The organism is Leifsonia sp. EB41, from assembly GCF_041262565.1.
Classification (GTDB): Bacteria; Actinomycetota; Actinomycetes; order Actinomycetales; family Microbacteriaceae; genus Leifsonia.
Genome location: NZ_JBGCCJ010000001.1, coordinates 2,738,632 through 2,757,253, shown reverse-complemented (window position 1 = coordinate 2,757,253; position 18,622 = coordinate 2,738,632). Strand labels below are relative to the sequence as shown.

Annotated in this window: 17 protein-coding genes and 1 pseudogene; 9 read left to right on the top strand and 9 right to left on the bottom strand. The window is 70.9% G+C overall.

Going from position 1 to position 18,622, the window contains the following annotated elements:
• Window positions 1–19: 19 nt before the first annotated feature.
• From ABH923_RS13650 to ABH923_RS13630, 5 genes and pseudogenes are all read right to left on the bottom strand, one after another.
• The gene (locus ABH923_RS13650) at window positions 20–475 is read right to left on the bottom strand and encodes an SRPBCC domain-containing protein (RefSeq protein WP_370055924.1); all 456 of its coding nucleotides are present in this window, start codon (window positions 473–475) and stop codon (window positions 20–22) included.
• Window positions 476–562: 87 nt separating this feature from the next.
• Entirely contained in the window at window positions 563–2,272 is a 1,710-nt protein-coding gene (locus tag ABH923_RS13645) for an alpha-glucosidase (protein ID WP_370055923.1), read from the bottom strand.
• A gap of 31 nt (window positions 2,273–2,303) precedes the next feature.
• The gene (locus ABH923_RS13640; protein ID WP_370057368.1) at window positions 2,304–3,239 is read right to left on the bottom strand and encodes a Gfo/Idh/MocA family protein; all 936 of its coding nucleotides are present in this window, start codon (window positions 3,237–3,239) and stop codon (window positions 2,304–2,306) included.
• Complete coding sequence (locus ABH923_RS13635) at window positions 3,236–3,709, bottom strand: ROK family protein (protein WP_370057367.1); 474 nt, start codon at window positions 3,707–3,709, stop codon at window positions 3,236–3,238. The genes ABH923_RS13640 and ABH923_RS13635 overlap by 4 nt, the downstream gene beginning before the upstream one ends.
• 94 nt (window positions 3,710–3,803) lie before the next feature.
• Window positions 3,804–4,439, bottom strand: a pseudogene (locus ABH923_RS13630) (ROK family protein); the annotation flags it as partial.
• Between the two features lie 164 nt (window positions 4,440–4,603).
• Here ABH923_RS13630 and ABH923_RS13625 point away from each other — a divergent pair.
• The 8 genes from ABH923_RS13625 to ABH923_RS13590 all read left to right on the top strand — a co-directional run bounded on the left by ABH923_RS13625 (window position 4,604) and on the right by ABH923_RS13590 (window position 13,011).
• Window positions 4,604–5,356, top strand: a complete 753-nt coding sequence (locus ABH923_RS13625) for an amino acid ABC transporter ATP-binding protein (protein ID WP_370055922.1) — start codon at window positions 4,604–4,606, stop codon at window positions 5,354–5,356.
• Window positions 5,357–5,413: 57 nt separating this feature from the next.
• Window positions 5,414–6,367 (top strand): glutamate ABC transporter substrate-binding protein, encoded by a 954-nt coding sequence (locus ABH923_RS13620; RefSeq protein WP_370055921.1) that lies wholly within the window; start codon window positions 5,414–5,416, stop codon window positions 6,365–6,367.
• Window positions 6,368–6,472: 105 nt separating this feature from the next.
• Window positions 6,473–7,117, top strand: a complete 645-nt coding sequence (locus ABH923_RS13615; RefSeq protein WP_370055920.1) for an amino acid ABC transporter permease — start codon at window positions 6,473–6,475, stop codon at window positions 7,115–7,117.
• Complete coding sequence (locus ABH923_RS13610) at window positions 7,114–8,046, top strand: amino acid ABC transporter permease (protein ID WP_370055919.1); 933 nt, start codon at window positions 7,114–7,116, stop codon at window positions 8,044–8,046. Before ABH923_RS13615 ends, ABH923_RS13610 begins: the two co-directional genes overlap by 4 nt.
• Window positions 8,039–9,028, top strand: a complete 990-nt coding sequence (locus tag ABH923_RS13605; protein WP_370055918.1) for an asparaginase — start codon at window positions 8,039–8,041, stop codon at window positions 9,026–9,028. The genes ABH923_RS13610 and ABH923_RS13605 overlap by 8 nt, the downstream gene beginning before the upstream one ends.
• On the top strand, window positions 9,025–9,771 hold the full coding sequence (locus ABH923_RS13600) for a copper homeostasis protein CutC (protein WP_370055917.1): 747 nt from the start codon (window positions 9,025–9,027) through the stop codon (window positions 9,769–9,771). The genes ABH923_RS13605 and ABH923_RS13600 overlap by 4 nt, the downstream gene beginning before the upstream one ends.
• Window positions 9,768–10,733 carry an ROK family protein gene (locus tag ABH923_RS13595; RefSeq protein ID WP_370055916.1) on the top strand — a complete coding sequence of 322 codons (966 nt, stop codon included), beginning with the start codon at window positions 9,768–9,770 and terminating at the stop codon, window positions 10,731–10,733. Before ABH923_RS13600 ends, ABH923_RS13595 begins: the two co-directional genes overlap by 4 nt.
• A 127-nt stretch (window positions 10,734–10,860) precedes the next feature.
• Window positions 10,861–13,011 carry a S9 family peptidase gene (locus ABH923_RS13590; RefSeq protein WP_370055915.1) on the top strand — a complete coding sequence of 717 codons (2,151 nt, stop codon included), beginning with the start codon at window positions 10,861–10,863 and terminating at the stop codon, window positions 13,009–13,011.
• A 15-nt stretch (window positions 13,012–13,026) separates the two neighbouring features.
• Here ABH923_RS13590 and ABH923_RS13585 read toward each other — a convergent pair whose 3' ends face one another.
• The gene (locus ABH923_RS13585; RefSeq protein ID WP_370055914.1) at window positions 13,027–13,851 is read right to left on the bottom strand and encodes an aldo/keto reductase; all 825 of its coding nucleotides are present in this window, start codon (window positions 13,849–13,851) and stop codon (window positions 13,027–13,029) included.
• Between the two features lie 137 nt (window positions 13,852–13,988).
• Between ABH923_RS13585 and ABH923_RS13580 the strand changes: the two genes are divergently transcribed.
• A complete protein-coding gene (locus ABH923_RS13580; protein WP_345840111.1) occupies window positions 13,989–14,270 on the top strand; it encodes a Fe-S cluster assembly protein HesB in 282 nt (93 codons plus the stop codon).
• A 214-nt stretch (window positions 14,271–14,484) separates the two neighbouring features.
• On the opposite strand, the gene ABH923_RS13575 is transcribed toward ABH923_RS13580, so the two are convergent.
• From ABH923_RS13575 to ABH923_RS13565, 3 genes are all read right to left on the bottom strand, one after another.
• The gene (locus ABH923_RS13575; RefSeq protein WP_370055913.1) at window positions 14,485–14,796 is read right to left on the bottom strand and encodes a hypothetical protein; all 312 of its coding nucleotides are present in this window, start codon (window positions 14,794–14,796) and stop codon (window positions 14,485–14,487) included.
• Window positions 14,797–14,874: 78 nt separating this feature from the next.
• Window positions 14,875–16,878 carry an ABC transporter ATP-binding protein gene (locus ABH923_RS13570; RefSeq protein WP_370055912.1) on the bottom strand — a complete coding sequence of 668 codons (2,004 nt, stop codon included), beginning with the start codon at window positions 16,876–16,878 and terminating at the stop codon, window positions 14,875–14,877.
• A gap of 1 nt (window position 16,879) precedes the next feature.
• The gene (locus tag ABH923_RS13565; protein ID WP_370055910.1) at window positions 16,880–18,610 is read right to left on the bottom strand and encodes an ABC transporter ATP-binding protein; all 1,731 of its coding nucleotides are present in this window, start codon (window positions 18,608–18,610) and stop codon (window positions 16,880–16,882) included.
• Window positions 18,611–18,622: the final 12 nt, after the last annotated feature.

Genomic DNA, 18,622 nt, shown 5'->3' with positions numbered 1-18,622 from the left:
CCGGCTCCGGCAGGCAGGGTCAGGCCGGCCGGCGCTCCGCTGAGCGCTCGGCGACCGTTTTGACGCCCTGCAGCATGGCGACCCAGTTGTCCCGGGAGTGCCGGGCGGCCTCCACCGTCGGGTTGTTGTCCTGATCGAGCGTGACGTGGGTGCCCTCCGGGGTCGCGTCGAGCTCGAAGTGCAGCGCGTGGTAGTTCTCGGGGATGTCGGGCAGGCCGCTCAGCGGGCTGAAGTGCGTGAGCACGATCCGCCAGGGCTCCTCACGGTCGTCCAGCTCGATCACCCGGCCGTGGTCCTCGAACGACTTCCCCTGCCACTCGCCGCGCCAGACGATGCGTGAGCCGAGCCTCCAGTCGGAGACGACCTCCGCGCCGAACAGGATCTCGGGATGGGACCCGCTCGTCGTCAGCACGTTCCAGACCTCACGTCGAGGCGCGCGGATGTCCGCCTCGGCTCTCGCGACGTAGTTCCCCATGACGCGCCACTCCCGCTCCCGTCGCCGCCTCGGGCGACGTTGACGCCCATCACACACCTCACGGCGCGGAGAGCACAACCCCGCGGCTCACGCGTCTGCGAAGACGAGCGCCTCCCACGGCTCCACCGAGCCCGACACGCCCCGGCCGGCCGAGTCGTCGAGATTGCCGAGCACGAGGGCCGCGCCCTCCCAGCCGTCCAGCTCCGCCGGGTCGTAGCGTGCCGGCTCGCCGCTCAGGTTGGCGAGGACCAGCAACCGGCGGCCGTTCCGCTCGCGCGTGTACGCGAAGACCTGGGGATGGTCGGCCAGCACCAGGGTGAAGTCGCCGTCGGCGACGACGTCGGACCGGTGCCGGAGGTCGATCAGCCTCCGGTAGTGGGCGAACACCGAGCCGGGGGCCTGGCGCTCGGCCTCCGCGTTCACCAGCACGTAGTCCGGGTTGGCCTCGATCCACGGCGTGCCCGTGGTGAAACCGGCGGCCGGCGCGGCCGACCACTGCATCGGCGTCCGGGCGTTGTCCCGGCTCGTCCGGCGCAGCGCCGCCATCACCGTGCCGGCGTCCTGGCCCTGGATGTCCACAGCCTCCGCGTAGTGGTTGAGCGACTCGATGTCGCGGAAGTCGTCGATGGACTCGAACGGCACGTTCGCCATCCCGAGCTCCTCGCCCTGGTAGACGTACGGCGTGCCGCGCATCAGGTGCAGCACCGTGCCGAGCGCCTTCGCCGAGGCGACGCGGTGCTCCGGCCGGTCATCGCCGAACCGGCTGACGACGCGCGGCTGGTCGTGGTTGTTCCAGTACAGGCTGTTCCAGCCCACGTCCGCGAGTCCGTCCTGCCACTTGGCGAGGTTGCGCTTGAGGTCGAGCACGCTCGCCGGCCGGTCGTCCCACTTGCCGCCCGGTCCGTGGTCGAGGTCGACATGCTCGAACTGGAAGACCATGTCGAGCTCCGCACGGGCGGGGTCGGTGAACAGCCGGGCCTCCTCGACGGAGACGCCGGGCATCTCCCCCACGGTGAGGATTCGGTCGGCGCGGCCCGCGAACACCCGCTCGTGCATCTCGTGCAGGAACTCGTGGATGCGCGGCCCCTGGCCGAAGAACGGATATCCGTCGCCGAACAGCCGTCCGGGCGGGATCTCGCCGTCCGGGAGCTCGACCACCTTGGAGATGAAGTTGATGACGTCCATCCGGAAGCCGTCCACCCCGCGGTCGAGCCACCAGTTCATCATGTCGTAGACGGCCTCCCGGACCTCCGGGTTCTCCCAGTTGAGGTCGGGCTGCTTCCGCGAGAAGAGGTGGAGGTAGTACTCGCCGGTGGCCGGATCGAGCTGCCAGGCCGGGCCGGAGAAGAACGACCCCCAGTTGTTCGGCTCGGCGCCGTGCTCGCCGGGCTCCCGGCCGTCGCGCGCCGGACGCCACCAGTACCAGTCGCGCTTCGGGTTGTCGAGCGAGGAGGCGGACTCGATGAACCACGGGTGCTCGTCGGAGGTGTGGTTGACGACGAGGTCCATGACCAGCTTGATGCCGCGCGCGTGCAGGCCGGCCAGCAGCTCGTCGAAGTCGTCGAAGGTGCCGAACAGCGGGTCGATCGCCCGGTAGTCGCTGATGTCGTAGCCGTTGTCGTCGTGCGGGGAGGCGTAGATGGGCGACAGCCACACCACGTCCACCCCGAGCTCCTGCAGGTGGTCGAGGTGCTGGATGATCCCGCGCAGGTCGCCGATGCCGTCGCCGTCACTGTCCGCGAAACTCCGCGGGTAGACCTGATACACGACCGCCGATTTCCACCATGTCTCGCTCACGCGCCCACCTTACCCGCGGGGTCCTGTCCGCTCAGACGGGGCGGGGGTCGAGCACGACGCGCGAGCCGGTCCGCGCGGACTCCCGCGCCGCCAGGCAGACCCGCAGCGCGTCGATCGCGGCGCTCACCGGCGAGCGGGCCGGCGCGGCGCCGCTCTCGATGCACTCCAGGAAGTACCGGGCCTGCGTCGCGAACGCGTCGCCCGGGAGGTCGGTGAGGGTGTCGGTGCTGCGGTCGCCGACGACCTCCAACGTGGTGCGGAACGGCGTGCCGGCCGGGAGGTCGGAGACCGCGAGGAGCTGGGCCACGCCGCCCGCGGCGTACTCGACGGTGATCGCGACCGGGGCGCCGAAGCCGTGGCCGGGGGCCGTGACGGCGGTGACGGCGACGGGATCGCCTAGGTACGCGTTCGCCTGGTCGACATCGTGGATCGCGAAGTCCACGATCATGCCGCCGGAGCGGGACTCGTCGGCCAGCCACTCGGTTCCGTACGGCGCGGCCGACAGGCGCGACCCGAGCACGGCGCGCGGAAGGCCGACCGACCCTGCGTCGACACGCTCGGCGAGAGCCTCGTACCCCGGGAAGAAGCGAACGACGTGCGCGACCATGAGGACTCCGGGAGCCCGCGTGGCCGCGTCGGCGACCCGCTCGGCGTCCTCGACCGTGAGCGCGATCGGCTTCTCGAGCAGCACGCTCCGGCCGGCGGCGAGCGCCTGCACGGCGAGGTCGGCGTGGGTCGGGGTCGGCGTGCAGATCGAGACGAGGTCGGCGCGGGGGTCGGCGAGCGCCTCCGCTAGGGAGGTGGCCCAGCGGGCATCGGGCGCGGAAGGGAGATCGGGGCGGGTTCGCGGCGACACCACCCACCGAACCCGGACTCCGCACGCCAACCAGGCCGCCGCGTGCGCGTGGCCCATCCGGCCGGCGCCGACCACGATCGCACCGTGCGCAGCGGCGGGCTCCCCGCTCATCGCACCGCGCGGTCGACCTGCGCGGGGTCGAACAGGGCGTCGAGCACGAGCCGGCCGGCGCCGCGGATGCCGGCCTCCTGCTTCGCCGCACTGACCGCGATGTCGAGCTGGTCGGTGATCATCGGCAGGCAGTCGGAGTAGATGGCCGAGCGGACGCCCGCGACGAACGCCTCCGCCTCGCCGAGGATGCCGCCGAGCACCAGTCGCTGCGGGTTGAAGAAGTTCATGATCGTCGCGAGCACGCCGCCGGTGCGGAGGCCGGCCTCCCGCAGCATGAGCGTCGCGAGCGGGTGCGCGTCCCTGGCGAGCGCGAGGACGTCGCGGGTGTCGGCGACCTCCACCCCGGCCCGGCGCAGGGCCTGCACGATGGCGGCGCCCCCGGCGACGGCGTCCAGGCAGCCGACCCGGCCGCAGGAGCACAGCACGTCCGGGGCGCCCGGCACGGTGACGTGGCTGATGTCGCCCGCCATGCCATGGTGGCCGCGGTAGACGCCGCGCGAACGCGACGATCCCGCAGCCGATGCTCGAACCGGCCTTGACGAAGACGAGCTGGCCGTCGGCCGTCAGCGCATCCGGTGTCTGGGCGGTCGCGTCGAACTCGCCGAGGGCCATCAGGTTGGCGTCGTTGTCGACGGCGACGGTCAGGCCGGTGCGGGAGGCGAGTGCGGCCGCGACGTCGAGGCCGTTCCAGCCGGGCATCCGCGACGGCGAGACCATCCGGCCGGTGCTGGAGTCGACCGGGCCCGGCATGCCGATCCCGATGCCGCGCAGTTCCTGGCCGGGCGCCCCGTGCATCGCGCGGAGCTCCTCGGCGCTCGCGGCGATCCAGGCGAGGACCCGGTCGGGGCCCGATCCGATGTCCATCGCCGCTGTGCGGGAGGCCAGCAGCCGCCCGGACAGGTCGAACAGCCCGAAGGTGGCGTGGTGCGAGCCGAGGTCCGCTGCGGCGACGACGCCCGAGCCGGCGTCGACCTCCAGCGCCCGCGGACGGCGGCCGCCGTGCGAGACGCCCTCCCCCGCCTCCCGGAGGAAGCCGGCGGAGAGCAGCGCGTCGACCCGCTGTGCGACGGTCGAGGGCGACAGGCCGGTGTGGCGGGCGATGTCGGCGCGGGACCCGGCACGGCCCGAACGGACGAGGTGGAGGATGCCGCCGGGTGTCGCCGGTGCGTTCCCGGGTGCCGCGGTGTGCGTGCCGCTCATTTCAGCGCATCCCCCTGTTCGCACGCATCCGTCGCGTGCTGGTCTCGGTTGAGAATACTGTACCGACTTTCTTCGATTTCGAACCAACCAAATTCGAAATTGCAAGAACATGACTTACTTAGTACGCTCATCGCATCCCGACCGATGACGATACGAGGAACCCGATGGAAACACCGAACGCTCACCCGATGGTGAGCCTGCGCGGCGTCGACAAGCACTTCGGCGACCTGCACGTCCTCCGCTCCATCGACCTCGACGTCGCGCCGCGCGAGGTCGTGGTGGTCGTCGGGCCTTCCGGCTCGGGCAAGTCCACGCTCTGCCGCTCGATCAACCGGCTGGAGACCATCGACGGCGGCGAGATCCGCGTCGACGGCGAGCTGCTCCCCCAGGAGGGAGCCGACCTGGCCCGTCTCCGCGCGGAGGTCGGCATGGTCTTCCAGTCGTTCAACCTCTTCGCGCACCGCACCGTCCTCGACAACGTCGCGCTCGCGCCGATCAAGGTGCGCAAGGTCAAGAAGGCCGAGGCCGAGCGCCAGGCCCTCGAGCTGCTCGACCGGGTGGGCATCGCCGACAAGGCGGGCAGCCACCCGGCGCAGCTCTCCGGCGGCCAGCAGCAGCGCGCCGCCATCGCCCGCGCGCTCGCTATGCAGCCGAAGGTGATGCTCTTCGACGAGCCCACCAGCGCGCTCGACCCCGAGATGGTCGGCGAGGTGCTCGACGTGATGACCTCCCTGGCCCGCGACGGGATGACGATGATCGTCGTCACCCACGAGATGGGCTTCGCCCGCCGTGCCGCCGACCGCGTGGTCTTCATGGACCACGGGCAGATCGTCGAGCAGGCGACGCCCGCCGAGTTCTTCGACTCGCCCCGCACCGAGCGGGCCAAGTCGTTCCTGGCCTCCGTGCTCTCGCACTGACGCCTCCGCACCAACGCTCCACAGCACCACACCCGTCCGAACACTGAAAGGGATGCAATGACCCGCAGCTCGATCCGCCCGACCCGCCGCCGGGCCGCCTTCGCCGGCGCCCTGCTCGCGGCCGTGACGCTCGCCGTCACCGCCTGCTCCGCCGGCACCTCGGCCCTCCCCGGCGACGGAGCCGGCTCCACGGCCAAGACCGACACGGTCTTCTCCGGCGCCCCGGTCGCCAAGGCCGCCCTGATCATCCCCGGCTCCACGATGGAGAAGATCAAGAAGCGCGGCAAGCTCATCGTCGCCGAGGCGCTCGACGCCCCGCTGCTCTCGCAGCAGGACCCGACCGATCCCAGCAAGATCACCGGCTTCGACGCCGACCTGGCCAAGCTGCTCGCGATCTACATCCTCGGCAAGCCGAACGTGGAGATCGTGCCCCCGGCGTCGGAGACCCGCGAGGCGATGCTGCAGAACGGCACCGTCGACGTCGTCTTCAACACCTACACGATCACGCCGCAGCGCGCGACGCAGGTCGACTTCGCCGGCCCGTACTTCGAGTCCGGCCTGTCGGTCGCGGTCAAGAGCGACAACAAGTCGATCAAGAGCGAGAAGGACCTCGACGGCAAGAACGTGATCGTCGGCGCGAACACGCCGGCCGTCACCGAGGTGCCCAAGGTCGCCCCGAAGGCGACCGTCACCGCGTTCGGCACCGACCCGGCCGCCGTCCAGGCGCTCATCCAGGGCCGCGGCGACGCGTACGTGCAGGACTACACGCTCCTGGCCAGCGACGCCGCCAGCGAGAAGCAGATCAAGGTGGTCGGCCAGCCGTTCACCAAGGAGCCCTACGGCATCGGCCTCCCGCACGGCGACAGCGACTTCAAGTCGTTCGTCAACAACTGGCTCAAGACCATCCAGAAGGGCGGCCAGTGGGGCCAGGCGTGGAAGACCACGCTCGGCACCGTGACCGACTCGGCCATCCCGACCCCGCCGGAGATCGGCTCGGTCCCGGGTTCCTGACCCGACCCAGAGTTCCCCGGCCTCGCGCCGGGGAGCCCCGGCGGGCGGAGCCGGTCGACCGGCTCCGCCCGTCCCCCTCAGACATTCCTCACGAGTGAGCGAGCGATGAACCCCCTGATCGACAACCTCGGGCCGCTGCTGCAGGCCCTCGGCACGACGCTGCTGATGGCGGTCGTGGCCGGCGTCGGCTCGATCGTGCTCGGCGTGCTGGTCACGATCGCGCGCGTGAGCCCGATCCCGGTGCTGCGCACGGCGGCCTTCCTGTACGTGCAGTTCTTCATCAACGTGCCGCTGCTGGCGCTGCTGCTGCTCGCCGTGTTCGCCCTCCCCGACGCCGGCCTCTTGCTGCCGCTGACGCCGACCGCGATCATCGTCCTCACCGTCTACGAGGCCGCTTACGTCGCCGAGGCCGTGCGCTCCGGCGTCAACACGGTCCCGGTCGGACAGGTGGAGGCCTCCCGCGCCCTCGGCTTCACCCTCGGCCAGTCGCTGCGGCTCGTCGTCGTACCGCAGGCGCTGCGCGCGGTGGTGCAGCCGATCGGCAACGTGATGATCGCGCTCGCAATGAACACCGCCCTCGCCGCCGCCGTGGGCGTCGTTGAGTTGACCGCGGAGGTCAACAAGATCAACCTCGTCGCGGCGCAGCCCATCCTGATCTTCTCCAGCGCCGGCATCCTCTACATGGCGATCGCGCTGGCCATCGGCCTCACCGCCGGCTGGGTCGAGCGGAAGGTGGCGATCACACGATGACCGCACAACTCATCCCGGACCGTCCCGCGCCGGTCCGCGCCGCACGCGCGAAGCGCCCACGACGGGCATATGCCGCCTCGTTCATGTACGACGTGCCCGGCCCGCGCGGGCGCCGCAACATCCTGCTCGGCACCGTCCTGAGCTGCCTCGTCATCGCCGGGCTGCTCGGCTACGGGCTGTGGCAGTTCGCCTCGCACGGGCAGCTCGCGCCCGAGCGCTGGGCTCCGTTCACCGAGTGGCCGATCTGGAACTACCTGCTGGTCGGACTGCTCGGGACGCTGGAGGCCGCCGCGATCGTCGCCGTGCTCGGCGGCCTCCTCGGCGTACTGCTCGCCCTGGGCCGGATCAGCCGGCTGCGTGCGGTGCGATTCCTGTGCGGGCTGTACATCGAGATCGCGCGCACCGTGCCCGTGCTTCTGGTGATCTACCTGATGCTGTTCGGCCTCCCGCAGCTCGGGATCAACCTGCCTGTGCTGTGGAAGCTGGTCGTCCCGCTGACGATCGCCAACTCGGCCGTGTTCGCCGAGATCGTGCGCGCCGGCATCCTGAGCCTCCCCCGCGGTCAGCGCGAGGCGGCGCTCAGCCTCGGGATGCGGCCCGGTCAGGCGATGCGGTTCGTGGTGCTCCCGCAGGCCGCGCGGAACGTCGCGCCGTCGCTGGTCACGCAGTTCGTGAGCCTCCTGAAGGACACCTCGCTCGGCTACATCGTGGCGTTCACCGAGCTGCTCTACCGCGGCCAGGTGCTGGCGTCATACCTGCACCTGCTCATCCCGACCTACGTCGCCGTGACGGTCATCTACCTGGTCGTCAACGGCAGCCTCTCGGCGTTCGCCTCCCGCCTGCAGCGCGGTCCCCGGCGACGCCCCTCCGCGCAACCCGTGCTTCCGGCTCTGCCGGCCGCCCCGCACCAGGAAGAGACCCATGTCTAGCACCACCGTCGCAGGACTCGCCGAGCTCGCCGCTGTGCGACGCTCCGGGATGATCGAGAGCCGCCACTTCGGCAGCCTCGTCGCCCTCGACCCGGACGGCGGGACCCTGATCGAGCTCGGCGACCCGGACGCGGTCGTGCTCCCGCGCAGCACGGTGAAGCCGCTGCAGGCGCTCGCGTGCCTCACGGCCGGCGCCTCCCTCGCCGGACCGTCGTTGGCCATCGCGGCAGGGAGCCACACCGGTGAGGACGAGCACGTGCGCGTCGTCCGCGACATCCTGGCGGCGGCCGCCGTCGACGAGTCGGCCCTGGGCTGCCCGGTCGACCGGCCGGAGGACGAGGGCACCTTCGAGCGGATGATCCGCGCCGGGGAGCCGCGCAGCCGCATCCGGATGAACTGCTCGGGCAAGCACGCCGCGATGCTGCTGGTCGCCGCCGCGAACGGCTGGCCGACCGACGGCTACCTCGACCCGGCCCATCCCGTGCAGCAGCGTGTGCGCGAGACGATGGCCGCGCTGACCGGCGTGCCCGTCGCACTCGACGCGACCGACGGCTGCGGCGCTCCGCTGTTCGCCACGACCGTCCGCGGCGTCGCCCGCTCGTTCGGCCGGCTCGTCACCGCGGCGCCCGGCACTCCTGAGCGGGCGGTGGCCGATGCGATGCGCGAGCACCCCTTCTACGTCGGCGGCAGCGGACACCAGAACTCGACCTTGATGGAGACCGTTCCCGGCGCCCTCGCCAAGGGCGGCGCCGAGGGCGTCATCGGCGTCGCGGCGGCCGACGGGACCGCCGTGTCCATGAAGATCGTGGACGGCAGCCCGCGCGCGACGACCCTGATCGCCCTCCGGGTGCTGGAGGCGCTCGGCACGGATATCTCCCGCGCGGGCGCGCTGGTGGACCTCCCGGTGCTCGGCGGCGGTGTGCCGGTCGGGCGGATCGAGGTCGGGGCCGACCTGGCCGCGGCACTGGAGCGCGTCGCGTGAGCGGAGTCCTGGTCGAGATCTGCCTCGAAGATCTCGCCGGCGTGCGCCTCGCCGAGGACGCGGGCGCCGACCGCATCGAGCTGTGCAGCGCACTGTCCGACGGCGGCCTGACCCCGTCGATCGGCACCGTGGCGACTGCCCTCCGGTCGGTCACGCGGATGGGCGTCAACGTCCTGGTTCGCCAGCGGGCCGGCGACTTCGTCTTCGACGCCGACGAGCTCGCCGCGATGGTTGCCGACATCGACGCGGTGCGAGCGCTGCCGAACCCGCACGGTGTGGCGGTCGGCTTCGTGGTGGGCGCCCTCCGGGCCGACGGGTCGGTGGACGTGGACGCGACGCGCACGCTGGTTGCGGCGTGCGGCGACGCGCCGGTCACCTTCCACAAGGCGTTCGACCAGGTGCCGGACCGCGCCGTGGCTCTGGAGGAGCTGTCCGGACTCGCGGTGGCGCGCGTCCTCACCTCGGGCGGTGCGGCTTCCACGCTGGAGGGCGCCGACGAGCTCGCCGCCCTGGTGGCGCAGGCGGGCGAGCGGATCGTGGTGCTCGCCGGAGGCGGAGTCCGCCCCGGGAACGCTGCCGAGCTGGTCAGCCGGACGAGGGTGCGGGAGGTGCACCTGCGGGCGGCCACCACGGCGCAGAGCGGTTCGCTCGCGACGAGCCAGTACGACCCGGGCCACCGCCAGGTGACCTCGGGCGCGATCGTCGCAGACGTCGTCGCGGCGGTGCGGGAGGCGACGGCATGAGCGGGACGACCGTGGCGACAGCGGTCGCCGACGAACACGGCGACGGCGGCGCTGCCACGGGCTCCGGAGTGCCGGTCGCCCTCGCCGTCGACCTCGGCGGGACGGCCATGAAGGGCGCCGTGGTGGCCGAGGGCGGCGCCGTGGTCGCCGAACTGACCCGCCCCACGCCGGGGAGCGACATCCTCGGCGCGCTCGTGACGCTGTTCCACGATCTCCGGGGAGTCGCCGGCGCCGCGGAGCTCGACGTCGTCGGCGCGGGCGTCGCCACCCCCGGCATGCTCGACGAGCAGCGCGGCATCGTCCACTACGCGTCCAACCTCGATTGGCGCGACGTGCCGCTGCTCGACATCCTGCAGGGCGAGCTCGACCTCCCGGTCGCGGTCGGGCACGATGTCCGCGCCGCCGGGCTGGCCGAGCGCACGATCGGCGCCGCCCAGGGCTCTGACGACTTCGTCCTCGTCCCGATCGGAACCGGCGTCGCCGCGGCGCTCGTGACCGCGGGCGGGACCATCACCGGCGCGACCGGTGCGGCGGGCGAGTTCGGCCACATTCCGGTGGTCGCCGGCGGGGAGCAGTGCACCTGCGGCCAGCGCGGCTGCCTGGAGGTGTACATGTCCGGCGCCGGCGTCGCGCGACGATACCGGGAGGCGGGAGGCGACGCGCTCAGCACGCGCCGGATCGTCGCCCGCCTCGGCAGCGACCCGCTGGCAGACCGCATCTGGGGCGAGGCCGTCGACGTGCTCGCGCAGGGCCTCACCATCCTCACCCTGCTGCTCGATCCGAAAGTGATCGTGCTGGGCGGCGGCGTCTCGCACGCCGGCGACGCGCTGTTCGGCCCGCTGGAGCGCGACGTGTCGGCCGGGCTCGCCTGGCGGGAGCGGCCTGCGATCGTCCGCAGCGGCCTCGGCGGCGACGCCGGGCGCGCCGGGGCCGGCCTCCTCGCGTTCGGGGCGGCGCGCTAACCACCCCACATTCGTGCCGAATCGCGCGAATCACCGCGCCAAAGTCGACATTCGTGCAGAATCGCGCGGCGCCACCGCCACTGCCGCCGCCCCTGCCGCCGTCACCCGCGTTGGGTAGCCTGGTGGGATGCTCACCCCGCCGATCACCGCGAAGAAGCCGACCGAGCGCAGCCACCACGGCGACGTGGTCGTAGACGACTACGAGTGGCTGCGCGACAAGGACGATCCCGCGGTCGTCGCCCACCTCCACGAGGAGAACGCGTACACCAACGCGCGCACCGAGAAGCTCGCCGTGCTGCGCGAGCAGATCTTCGACGAGATCAAGTCGCGGACCCGGGAGACCGACCTGAGCGTCCCCACCCGCGAGGGCGACTGGTGGTACTACACGCGCACGGTCGAGGGCAAGCAGTACGGCATCCACTGCCGCGCGCCCATCGACGGCCCCGACGACTGGGAGCCGCCTGCGCTGGACGAGGACGCCCAGCAGCACGGCCTCCCTGGCGAGCAGATCCTGCTCGACGACAACGCGGAGGCCGACGGGCACGACTTCTACGCTCTCGGCAGCTTCGACGTCAGCACCGATGGCAGCCGGCTGCTCTACGGAGTCGACACCGAGGGCGACGAGCGGTACACGATCCGGGTGCGGTCGCTGGCCGGCGACGGTACGACGTTCGCCGACGAGATCGCGGGCACGGGCGCCGGCGCGCTCTTCGACCCGAGCGGCGAGTACCTGTTCTACACGACGGTGGACGACGCCTGGCGACCGGACACCGTGTGGCGGCATCCGGTCGGCGAGGGACCGGACAGCGAAGCCGACGCGGAGGTCTTCCACGAGCCGGACGAGAAGTACTGGATCGGCGTCGGCCTCACCCGCAGCCGCCGGTTCCTGGTCATCGAGGCGGGCTCCAACATCACCAGCGAGAGCTGGCTGCTGGACGCGGGTGACCCGACGGGCGAGTTCCGCGTCGTGTGGCCGCGGACGGAGGGCGTCGAGTACGACATCGAGCACGTCGTGGCGGGCGGCCGCGACCGGCTGCTCATCGTCCACAACGACGGCGCCGTCAACTTCGAGCTGGTGAGCGTCGCGGCCGACGACCCGCAGGGGCCGCGCCGGACGCTGCTCCCCCACGACCCCGCCGTGCGCATCGAAGGGGTGGACGCGTTCCGCGACTTCGTCGCGCTCGAGTACCGCCGCGAGGGGATGACCCGCCTCGCGGTCGCCTGCCTCCCCGCGCAGACGGAGGGCGGCCTGGTCGGCGACGTGGACGACATCCTCCACGAGCTGCACTTCGACGAGGAGCTCTTCACCGTCGGCGCGGGCGGCAACCCCGAGTGGACCCAGCCGTTCCTGCGCCTCGGCTACGGCAGCTTCGTCACCCCGTCGAGCGTCTACGACTACGACGTGCGCACGCGCGAGCTCACCCTGCGCAAGCAGCAGCCGGTGCTCGGCGAGTTCGAACCGGAGCTGTTCGAACAGCGCCGGGAGTGGGCGACCGCGGCGGACGGCACCCGCGTCCCGATCTCGCTCGTCTACCGCCGCGACCTGGTGACTCCGGGAGAGCCGGCGCCGCTCGTGCTCTACGGGTACGGCTCGTACGAAGCGAGCATGGACCCGTCGTTCGGCATCCCGCGGCTCAGCCTCCTCGACCGCGGCGTCGTGTTCGCGATCGCGCACGTGCGCGGCGGCGGCGAGCTCGGGAGGCTGTGGTACGAGCACGGCAAGAAGCTCCACAAAAAGAACACCTTCACGGACTTCGTGGCGGCCGGGAAGCACCTGGTCGACCAGGGCTGGACGACCCCATCGCAGCTCGCCGCTCAGGGCGGCAGCGCCGGAGGCCTGCTGATGGGCGCGGTCGCCAACCTCGCGCCGCGGCTGTTCGCCGGCGTGCTGGCGGAGGTGCCGTTCGTGGACCCGCTGACGACGATCCTCGACCCGTCACTCCCGCTCACGGTGATCGAGTGGGACGAGTGGGGCGACCCGCTGCACGACGAGGACGTGTACTACTACATGAAGTCGTACGCGCCGGTGGAGAACATCCACCGCACCGCCTACCCGCGCATCCTCGCCGTCACGAGCCTCAACGACACGCGCGTGCTGTACGTCGAGCCCGCGAAGTGGGTGGCGAAGCTGCGGGAGGTCGGCGCCGACGCGCTGCTCAAAACGGAGATGGCGGCGGGCCACGGCGGAGTGTCGGGACGGTATGCGGCCTGGCGCGAGCGCGCGTTCTCGCTTGCGTGGCTGCTGGACGTGGTGGGGGCCCACCCGACCGGCGAATAGCGGGCCCGGCCCGGGTCAGCCGAGGTCGTCGGGGTCTTTGCCGGTGCGCTCGCCGGACTCGAGGGTGGCGATGGCGGTGAGGTCGTCGGCGTCGAGGGTGAAGGCGAAGACGTCCAGGTTGGTGCGGATTCGCTCCGGAGTCGACGACTTGGGGATGACCACGTTGCCGAGCTGGAGCTGCCAGCGGATGACCACCTGCGCCGCGGTCACCCCGTGCTTCGCGGCGAGTCCCGCGAGCAGGGGGTCGTCCAGCACGCGGCCGCGGGCGAGCGGCGACCACGACTCCGTCACGATCTCGTGCGCCTCGTCGTACGCGCGGACCTCGCGCTGCGGCAGCCACGGGTGCAGCTCGACCTGGTTCACCGCGGGCACGGTCCCGGTCTCGGCGGCGAGGCGGTCGAGGTGGTGGGTGTGGAAGTTGGCGACGCCGATCGACCGGGCGCGGCCCTCCGCTTTCAGGTGCTCCAGCGCGCGCCACGTCTGGACGTACTGGTCGTGCCGGGGCGCCGGCCAGTGGATCAGGTACAGGTCGACCGCGTCGAAGCCGAGGCGCTCCAGGCTCTCGTCGAACGAGCGCAGCGTCGAGTCGTAGCCGTTGTCGGTCCACCACACCTTCGTCGTCACGAACACGTCGTCGCGCGGCAGCCCGCTGCGCCGCACGGCCTCGCCGACGGCGCGCTCGTTCTCGTAGAACGTCGCCGTGTCGATGTGCCGGTACCCGGCCTCCAGCGCGGTCAGCACCGCGTCAACCGTCTCGGCCTCCGGGATCTTGTAGACGCCGAAGCCGAGCTGCGGGATGCGATTGCCGTCGTTGAGCTGGACCAGAGGGATGTTCGGCATGGCTTCATTCTCCCCCGGCTGGCATCCCGCTCCCCGCCGCATGGACGTTTCCTGGCAATGGCGGCGTCCGGGGTTGTGCTCGGGGACGGACCGCGGGACCGTGGGCCACTCCTGGAGGACCAACGAAAGGAGAGCACGTGCTCACCCTGACCGAGAACGCCAGCACGATCGTCAAGACCCTCACCGACCAGGCGCCGCAGGACGACGCCGGACTGCGGATCAGCAGCAGCAACCCGCAGAACACCGCGTTCGCCGCTGCCGTCACGCCCGAGCCGGAGCCCGCGGACCAGGTGGTCGAGTCCGCCGGTGCGCGACTCTTCCTGGAGCCGGGCGCCGCTGTCGCCCTCGACGACAAGGTGCTCGACGCCCAGGTCGACGAGCAGGGCGCAGTGAGCTTTGCGATCGGCGCGCTCGCCTGACGAGCACCGACGCGACTCTCAGAAGTCGGCGTCCGAGCGACGCCCGCTTCCCCGGCCCCGGTGCCCTGTGCGCCGGGGCTGAGTCGTGTCCGCGCCGAGAGGTGCCCGTGCACAGCGGCTCACTGTTGTCAATCGCGTCGACCGGGTTTTGTCCCGGTGTTTTGCTGGTGAAGTGCGGGCGGACCGCTCAACCCTGACACCGCCCGCACACCCATCATGCCGCTGAGTCAGAGCTCTCGGGCGGACTCTGCGGCTCGCCCGCGTCGATGAGGAACTCGACGGCGGTCGTCCACAGCGGAACGATCTTGGTCGGCGGGATGTCCTCCTCGCCCGCGAAGTGCACGGCGAAGTGGACCTCCGGCTCGCCCTTGACCGGATCGGCCGTGGCGATGATCCCCAGGTAACCGTCATCGTCCATCACCCGCCACTGAGTGCGGGACCCCGGCTCCGGCGTGATCTGCACGCTGTGGCCGCCGTAGTCGTAGGTGGGGTCGGGCGGGAGCGCGGCGCGGGAGTCGATCGTCATACTGATGTTCTACGACCTCCTCCCACACCGGCTCAACTCGTTCACATTTCGAACAATTCGGTGTACGCGTCGCGCCTACTACGCGGTCGGGACCTCCTCGGCTTCCGCGTCGGCCTCGGTCTCCTGCTCTGCGGCGGCGCCCCGGAACTGGGTCATGTACAGGTCGTAGTACGCACCCTTCTTCGCGAGGAGGGTCCTGTGGTCGCCCTGCTCCACGATGCGGCCGTGCTCCATCACCAGGATGGTGTGGGCGTCGCGGATCGTGGAGAGCCGGTGCGCGATCACGAACGACGTGCGATCGCTGCGCAGCGCGGCCATCGCGTGCTGCACCAGCAACTCAGTGCGGGTGTCCACCGAGGAGGTGGCCTCGTCGAGGATGAGCAGCGACGGGTTCGCGATGAACGCGCGCGCGATCGTGAGCAGCTGACGCTCACCCGCGGAGACATTGCTGCCGTCCGCTTCGATCTTCGTGTCGTACCCGTCCGGGAGCTGGCGGACGAACCGGTCGACCATCGTCGCCTTGGCCGCCTCCACCACCTCCTCGTCCGTCGCGTCGAGCCGGCCGTAGCGGATGTTCTCGCGGATCGTGCCGGAGAACAGCCACGCGTCCTGCAACACCATGCCGACCTGGCCCCGCAGCTCGGCGCGGGACAGGTCCGTCGTGTCGATGCCGTCCAGGCGGATGGTGCCGCCGTTCAGCTCGTAGAACCGCATGATCAGGTTGACCAGCGTGGTCTTGCCCGCGCCGGTCGGCCCGACGATCGCGACCGTGTGGCCGGGCGCGACCGACAGCGACAGGTCGCGGATCAGCTCGGTCTCGGGGTCGTACGAGAAGTCCACACCCTCGAGCTCGACGCGGCCGTCAGCCCGCTCGGGCAGGTGCTGCGTCTCGACGTCGGCCGACTGCTCCTCCGCGTCGAGGAACTCGAAGGTGCGCTCGGCCGAGGCGACACCGGACTGCAGCATGTTCGCCATGCCCGCGATCTGGCCGATCGGCTGCGAGAACTCCCGCGAGTACTGGATGAACGCGGTCGCGTCGCCGATCGTCATCTGACCCGAGGCGACGCGGAGGCCGCCGACCACCGCGATCAGCACGTACGACAGGTAGGAGACGAAGTTCATCGCCGGCATGATCATGCCGGAGACGAACTGGGCGCCGACGGTCGACTTCCACAGCTTGTCGTTGCGCTGGTCGAACTCCTCGAGCATCACCGCGTCGCGACCGAAAGCGCGCACCAGGTCGAGCCCGGAGTACGACTCCTCGATGTGCCCGTTGAGCGCGCCGGTCGAGTTCCACTGCTGCTTGAACAGTTTCTGCGACCTCGTGCCGATCACGCCCGCGATCACACCGGAGAGCGGGATCGAGATGAGCGCGATGAGGGCGAGCTGCCACGAGACGATGAACATCATGATGCCGATGCCGATGACCGTCAGCACCGACTGGATGAGCTGCGAGAACGCCTGCTGCAGCGCCGTCTGGATGTTGTCGACGTCGTTGGTCACGCGCGACATCAGGTCACCGCGCTGCCGGGTGTCGAAGTAGCTGAGCGGCAGCCGGTTGAGCTTGCTCTCCACTTCGGCGCGCAGACGGTAGATCACCCGCATCACGAGGGCGTTCAGCAGGTAGCCCTGCCACCACTGCAGGAGCGACGCGGCGATGTACATCGCGAGCACGATCGTGAGCAGCCGGCCGAGCTCGACGAAGTCGATCCCGTGACCTGGCACGAGGCCGGTCGGGGTGATCGTGCCGACAGCGCCCTTGAAGATCACGTCGGTGGCGTTACCGAGGATCTTTGGCGCGATCACGATGAGCGCCACCGAGATGACGACCAGCAGGGTCACGAACGACATGGCGAGCCACTCGGACTTGAGCAGCCCCATCAGGCGCTTGAACGACGGCCAGAAGTGCTCGGCCTTCTTGGCGGGCGTGCCGCCGAACATGTCGCCGTCGCCCTCGGTGGGCTCGTACTCGTACTCGAGCTCGAGCTCCTCGATCGCCGTCTCGACTCCGGCCTCGGTGAGGAGACCGTCCTGCTCCGCGGCGACTGTGCGGCCGGTGCGGTTCTTCTTCTGGCGCGCCATCTCAGGCCACCTCCAGGCTCAGCTGGGACTCGACGATCTCGCGATACGTCTCGCTCGTCTCCAGCAACTCGTCGTGGGTGCCGCGGCCGACGACTCTGCCGTCGTCGAGCACGATGATCTGATCGGCCTCCCGGATCGTGGAGACGCGCTGCGCCACCACGATGACGGTGGCGTCGCCCGTGGACTGCGCCAGAGCGCTGCGAAGCCGGGCGTCGGTCGCGACGTCGAGCGCCGAGAACGAGTCGTCGAACAGCAGCACCTTGGGCTCGGCCACGAGCGCGCGGGCGATGCAGAGCCGCTGGCGCTGACCGCCGGAGACGTTGGTGCCGCCCTGGGCGATGCGCTCATCGAGGCCGTGCTCCTTGGCGCGCACGAAGTCCTCGGCCTGGGCGACCCGCAGCGCCTCCCAGAGCTCGTCGTCCGTTGCGTCCGGCCGGCCGAACCGCAGGTTGGTGGCGACCGTTCCGGAGAAGAGGTACGGCTTCTGCGGCACCAGGCCGAGCACGCCGGAGAGCTGCTCCCGGCTCAGCGAGTCGACCGGGACGCCGCCGATGCGCACCTGCCCGCTCTGCGGGGTGAACAGGTCGGCGATGACCGAGACCAGCGTCGACTTGCCCGACCCGGTGGAGCCGACGATCGCCGTCACCTGCCCGGGCTCCGCGGTGAACCGCACGTCGCTCAGCACCGGCTTCTCGGCGCCGGGGTAACCGAAGGTGACTCCTGCGACCTCCACGCGGCCGTCGGCGGGAACGTGGCCCGCGCCGGCCCCCGCGCCGCTGGTCGGCACGGCGCTCAGCACCTCGTCGATGCGCTCGGCGCAGACCATCGCGCGCGGGATCATCATGGCCATGAACACGCCCATCATCACCGCGACCAGGATCTGCAGCAGGTACTGCAGGAACGCGGTGAGCGCCCCGACCTGGATGTCGCCGGCGCCGACCCGGTGGCCGCCGAACCAGAGGACGGCCACGGTCGCGGCGTTCAGGATGAGCATGATGAGCGGGAACATCAGGACGAAGACGTTGCCGACCTTCACCGAGATGCGGGTGAGCGCGGCGTTCGCGTCGTCGTAGCGCGCCGTCTCGAACTTCTCGCGGACGAACGCGCGGATGACGCGGATGCCGACGATCTGCTCGCGGATGACGCCGTTGACGCCGTCGATGCGCTCCTGCATCACGCGGAACATCGGCAGCAGCAACCAGACCAGGATGCCCACCACCACGAACAGCACGGCGACGGACACCCAGACGAGCCAGGAGAGCCCGGCGTCCACCCGCACGGCCAGGACGATGCCCGCGACGCACATGATCGGCGTCGACACCATGAAGTTGAGCGTCATCAGCACGAGCATCTGCACCTGCTGGACGTCGTTGGTGTTGCGCGTGATGAGGGTCGGCATGCCCCAGCGCGCGAGGTCGAGCGCCGGGAGCGAGTCGACCTTGCGGTAGAAGGAGCGACGGATGTCGCGCCCCAGCGACATCGAGGAGCGCGCACCGAAGTACGTCGCCGTGATGGCCGCGGCGACCTGAACGAAGCAGACGATGAGCATCGTGCCGCCGGTCGACCAGATGAAGTTCGTGTCGCCCTTGACGACACCCTTGTCGATGATGTCGGCGTTGAGCGTGGGCAGGTACAGGGCGGCGATGGTCGCGATGAGCTGCAGCGCGACCACGGCCGCGACCGCGCCCCAGTACGGGCGGATGAACTTCAGCGCCAAACGAAGAAGAGTCACGGTGATTCCTGG

Coding starts and splice junctions, on each gene's coding strand:
- ABH923_RS13650 (WP_370055924.1), bottom strand. CDS start 475: ATGGGGAACTACGTCGCGAGAGCCGAGGCGGACATCCGCGCGCCTCGA.
- ABH923_RS13640 (WP_370057368.1), bottom strand. CDS start 3,239: ATGAGCGGGGAGCCCGCCGCTGCGCACGGTGCGATCGTGGTCGGCGCC.
- ABH923_RS13635 (WP_370057367.1), bottom strand. CDS start 3,709: ATGGCGGGCGACATCAGCCACGTCACCGTGCCGGGCGCCCCGGACGTG.
- ABH923_RS13625 (WP_370055922.1), top strand. CDS start 4,604: ATGGAAACACCGAACGCTCACCCGATGGTGAGCCTGCGCGGCGTCGAC.
- ABH923_RS13620 (WP_370055921.1), top strand. CDS start 5,414: ATGACCCGCAGCTCGATCCGCCCGACCCGCCGCCGGGCCGCCTTCGCC.
- ABH923_RS13615 (WP_370055920.1), top strand. CDS start 6,473: ATGAACCCCCTGATCGACAACCTCGGGCCGCTGCTGCAGGCCCTCGGC.
- ABH923_RS13610 (WP_370055919.1), top strand. CDS start 7,114: ATGACCGCACAACTCATCCCGGACCGTCCCGCGCCGGTCCGCGCCGCA.
- ABH923_RS13605 (WP_370055918.1), top strand. CDS start 8,039: ATGTCTAGCACCACCGTCGCAGGACTCGCCGAGCTCGCCGCTGTGCGA.
- ABH923_RS13595 (WP_370055916.1), top strand. CDS start 9,768: ATGAGCGGGACGACCGTGGCGACAGCGGTCGCCGACGAACACGGCGAC.
- ABH923_RS13590 (WP_370055915.1), top strand. CDS start 10,861: ATGCTCACCCCGCCGATCACCGCGAAGAAGCCGACCGAGCGCAGCCAC.
- ABH923_RS13585 (WP_370055914.1), bottom strand. CDS start 13,851: ATGCCGAACATCCCTCTGGTCCAGCTCAACGACGGCAATCGCATCCCG.
- ABH923_RS13575 (WP_370055913.1), bottom strand. CDS start 14,796: ATGACGATCGACTCCCGCGCCGCGCTCCCGCCCGACCCCACCTACGAC.
- ABH923_RS13570 (WP_370055912.1), bottom strand. CDS start 16,878: ATGGCGCGCCAGAAGAAGAACCGCACCGGCCGCACAGTCGCCGCGGAG.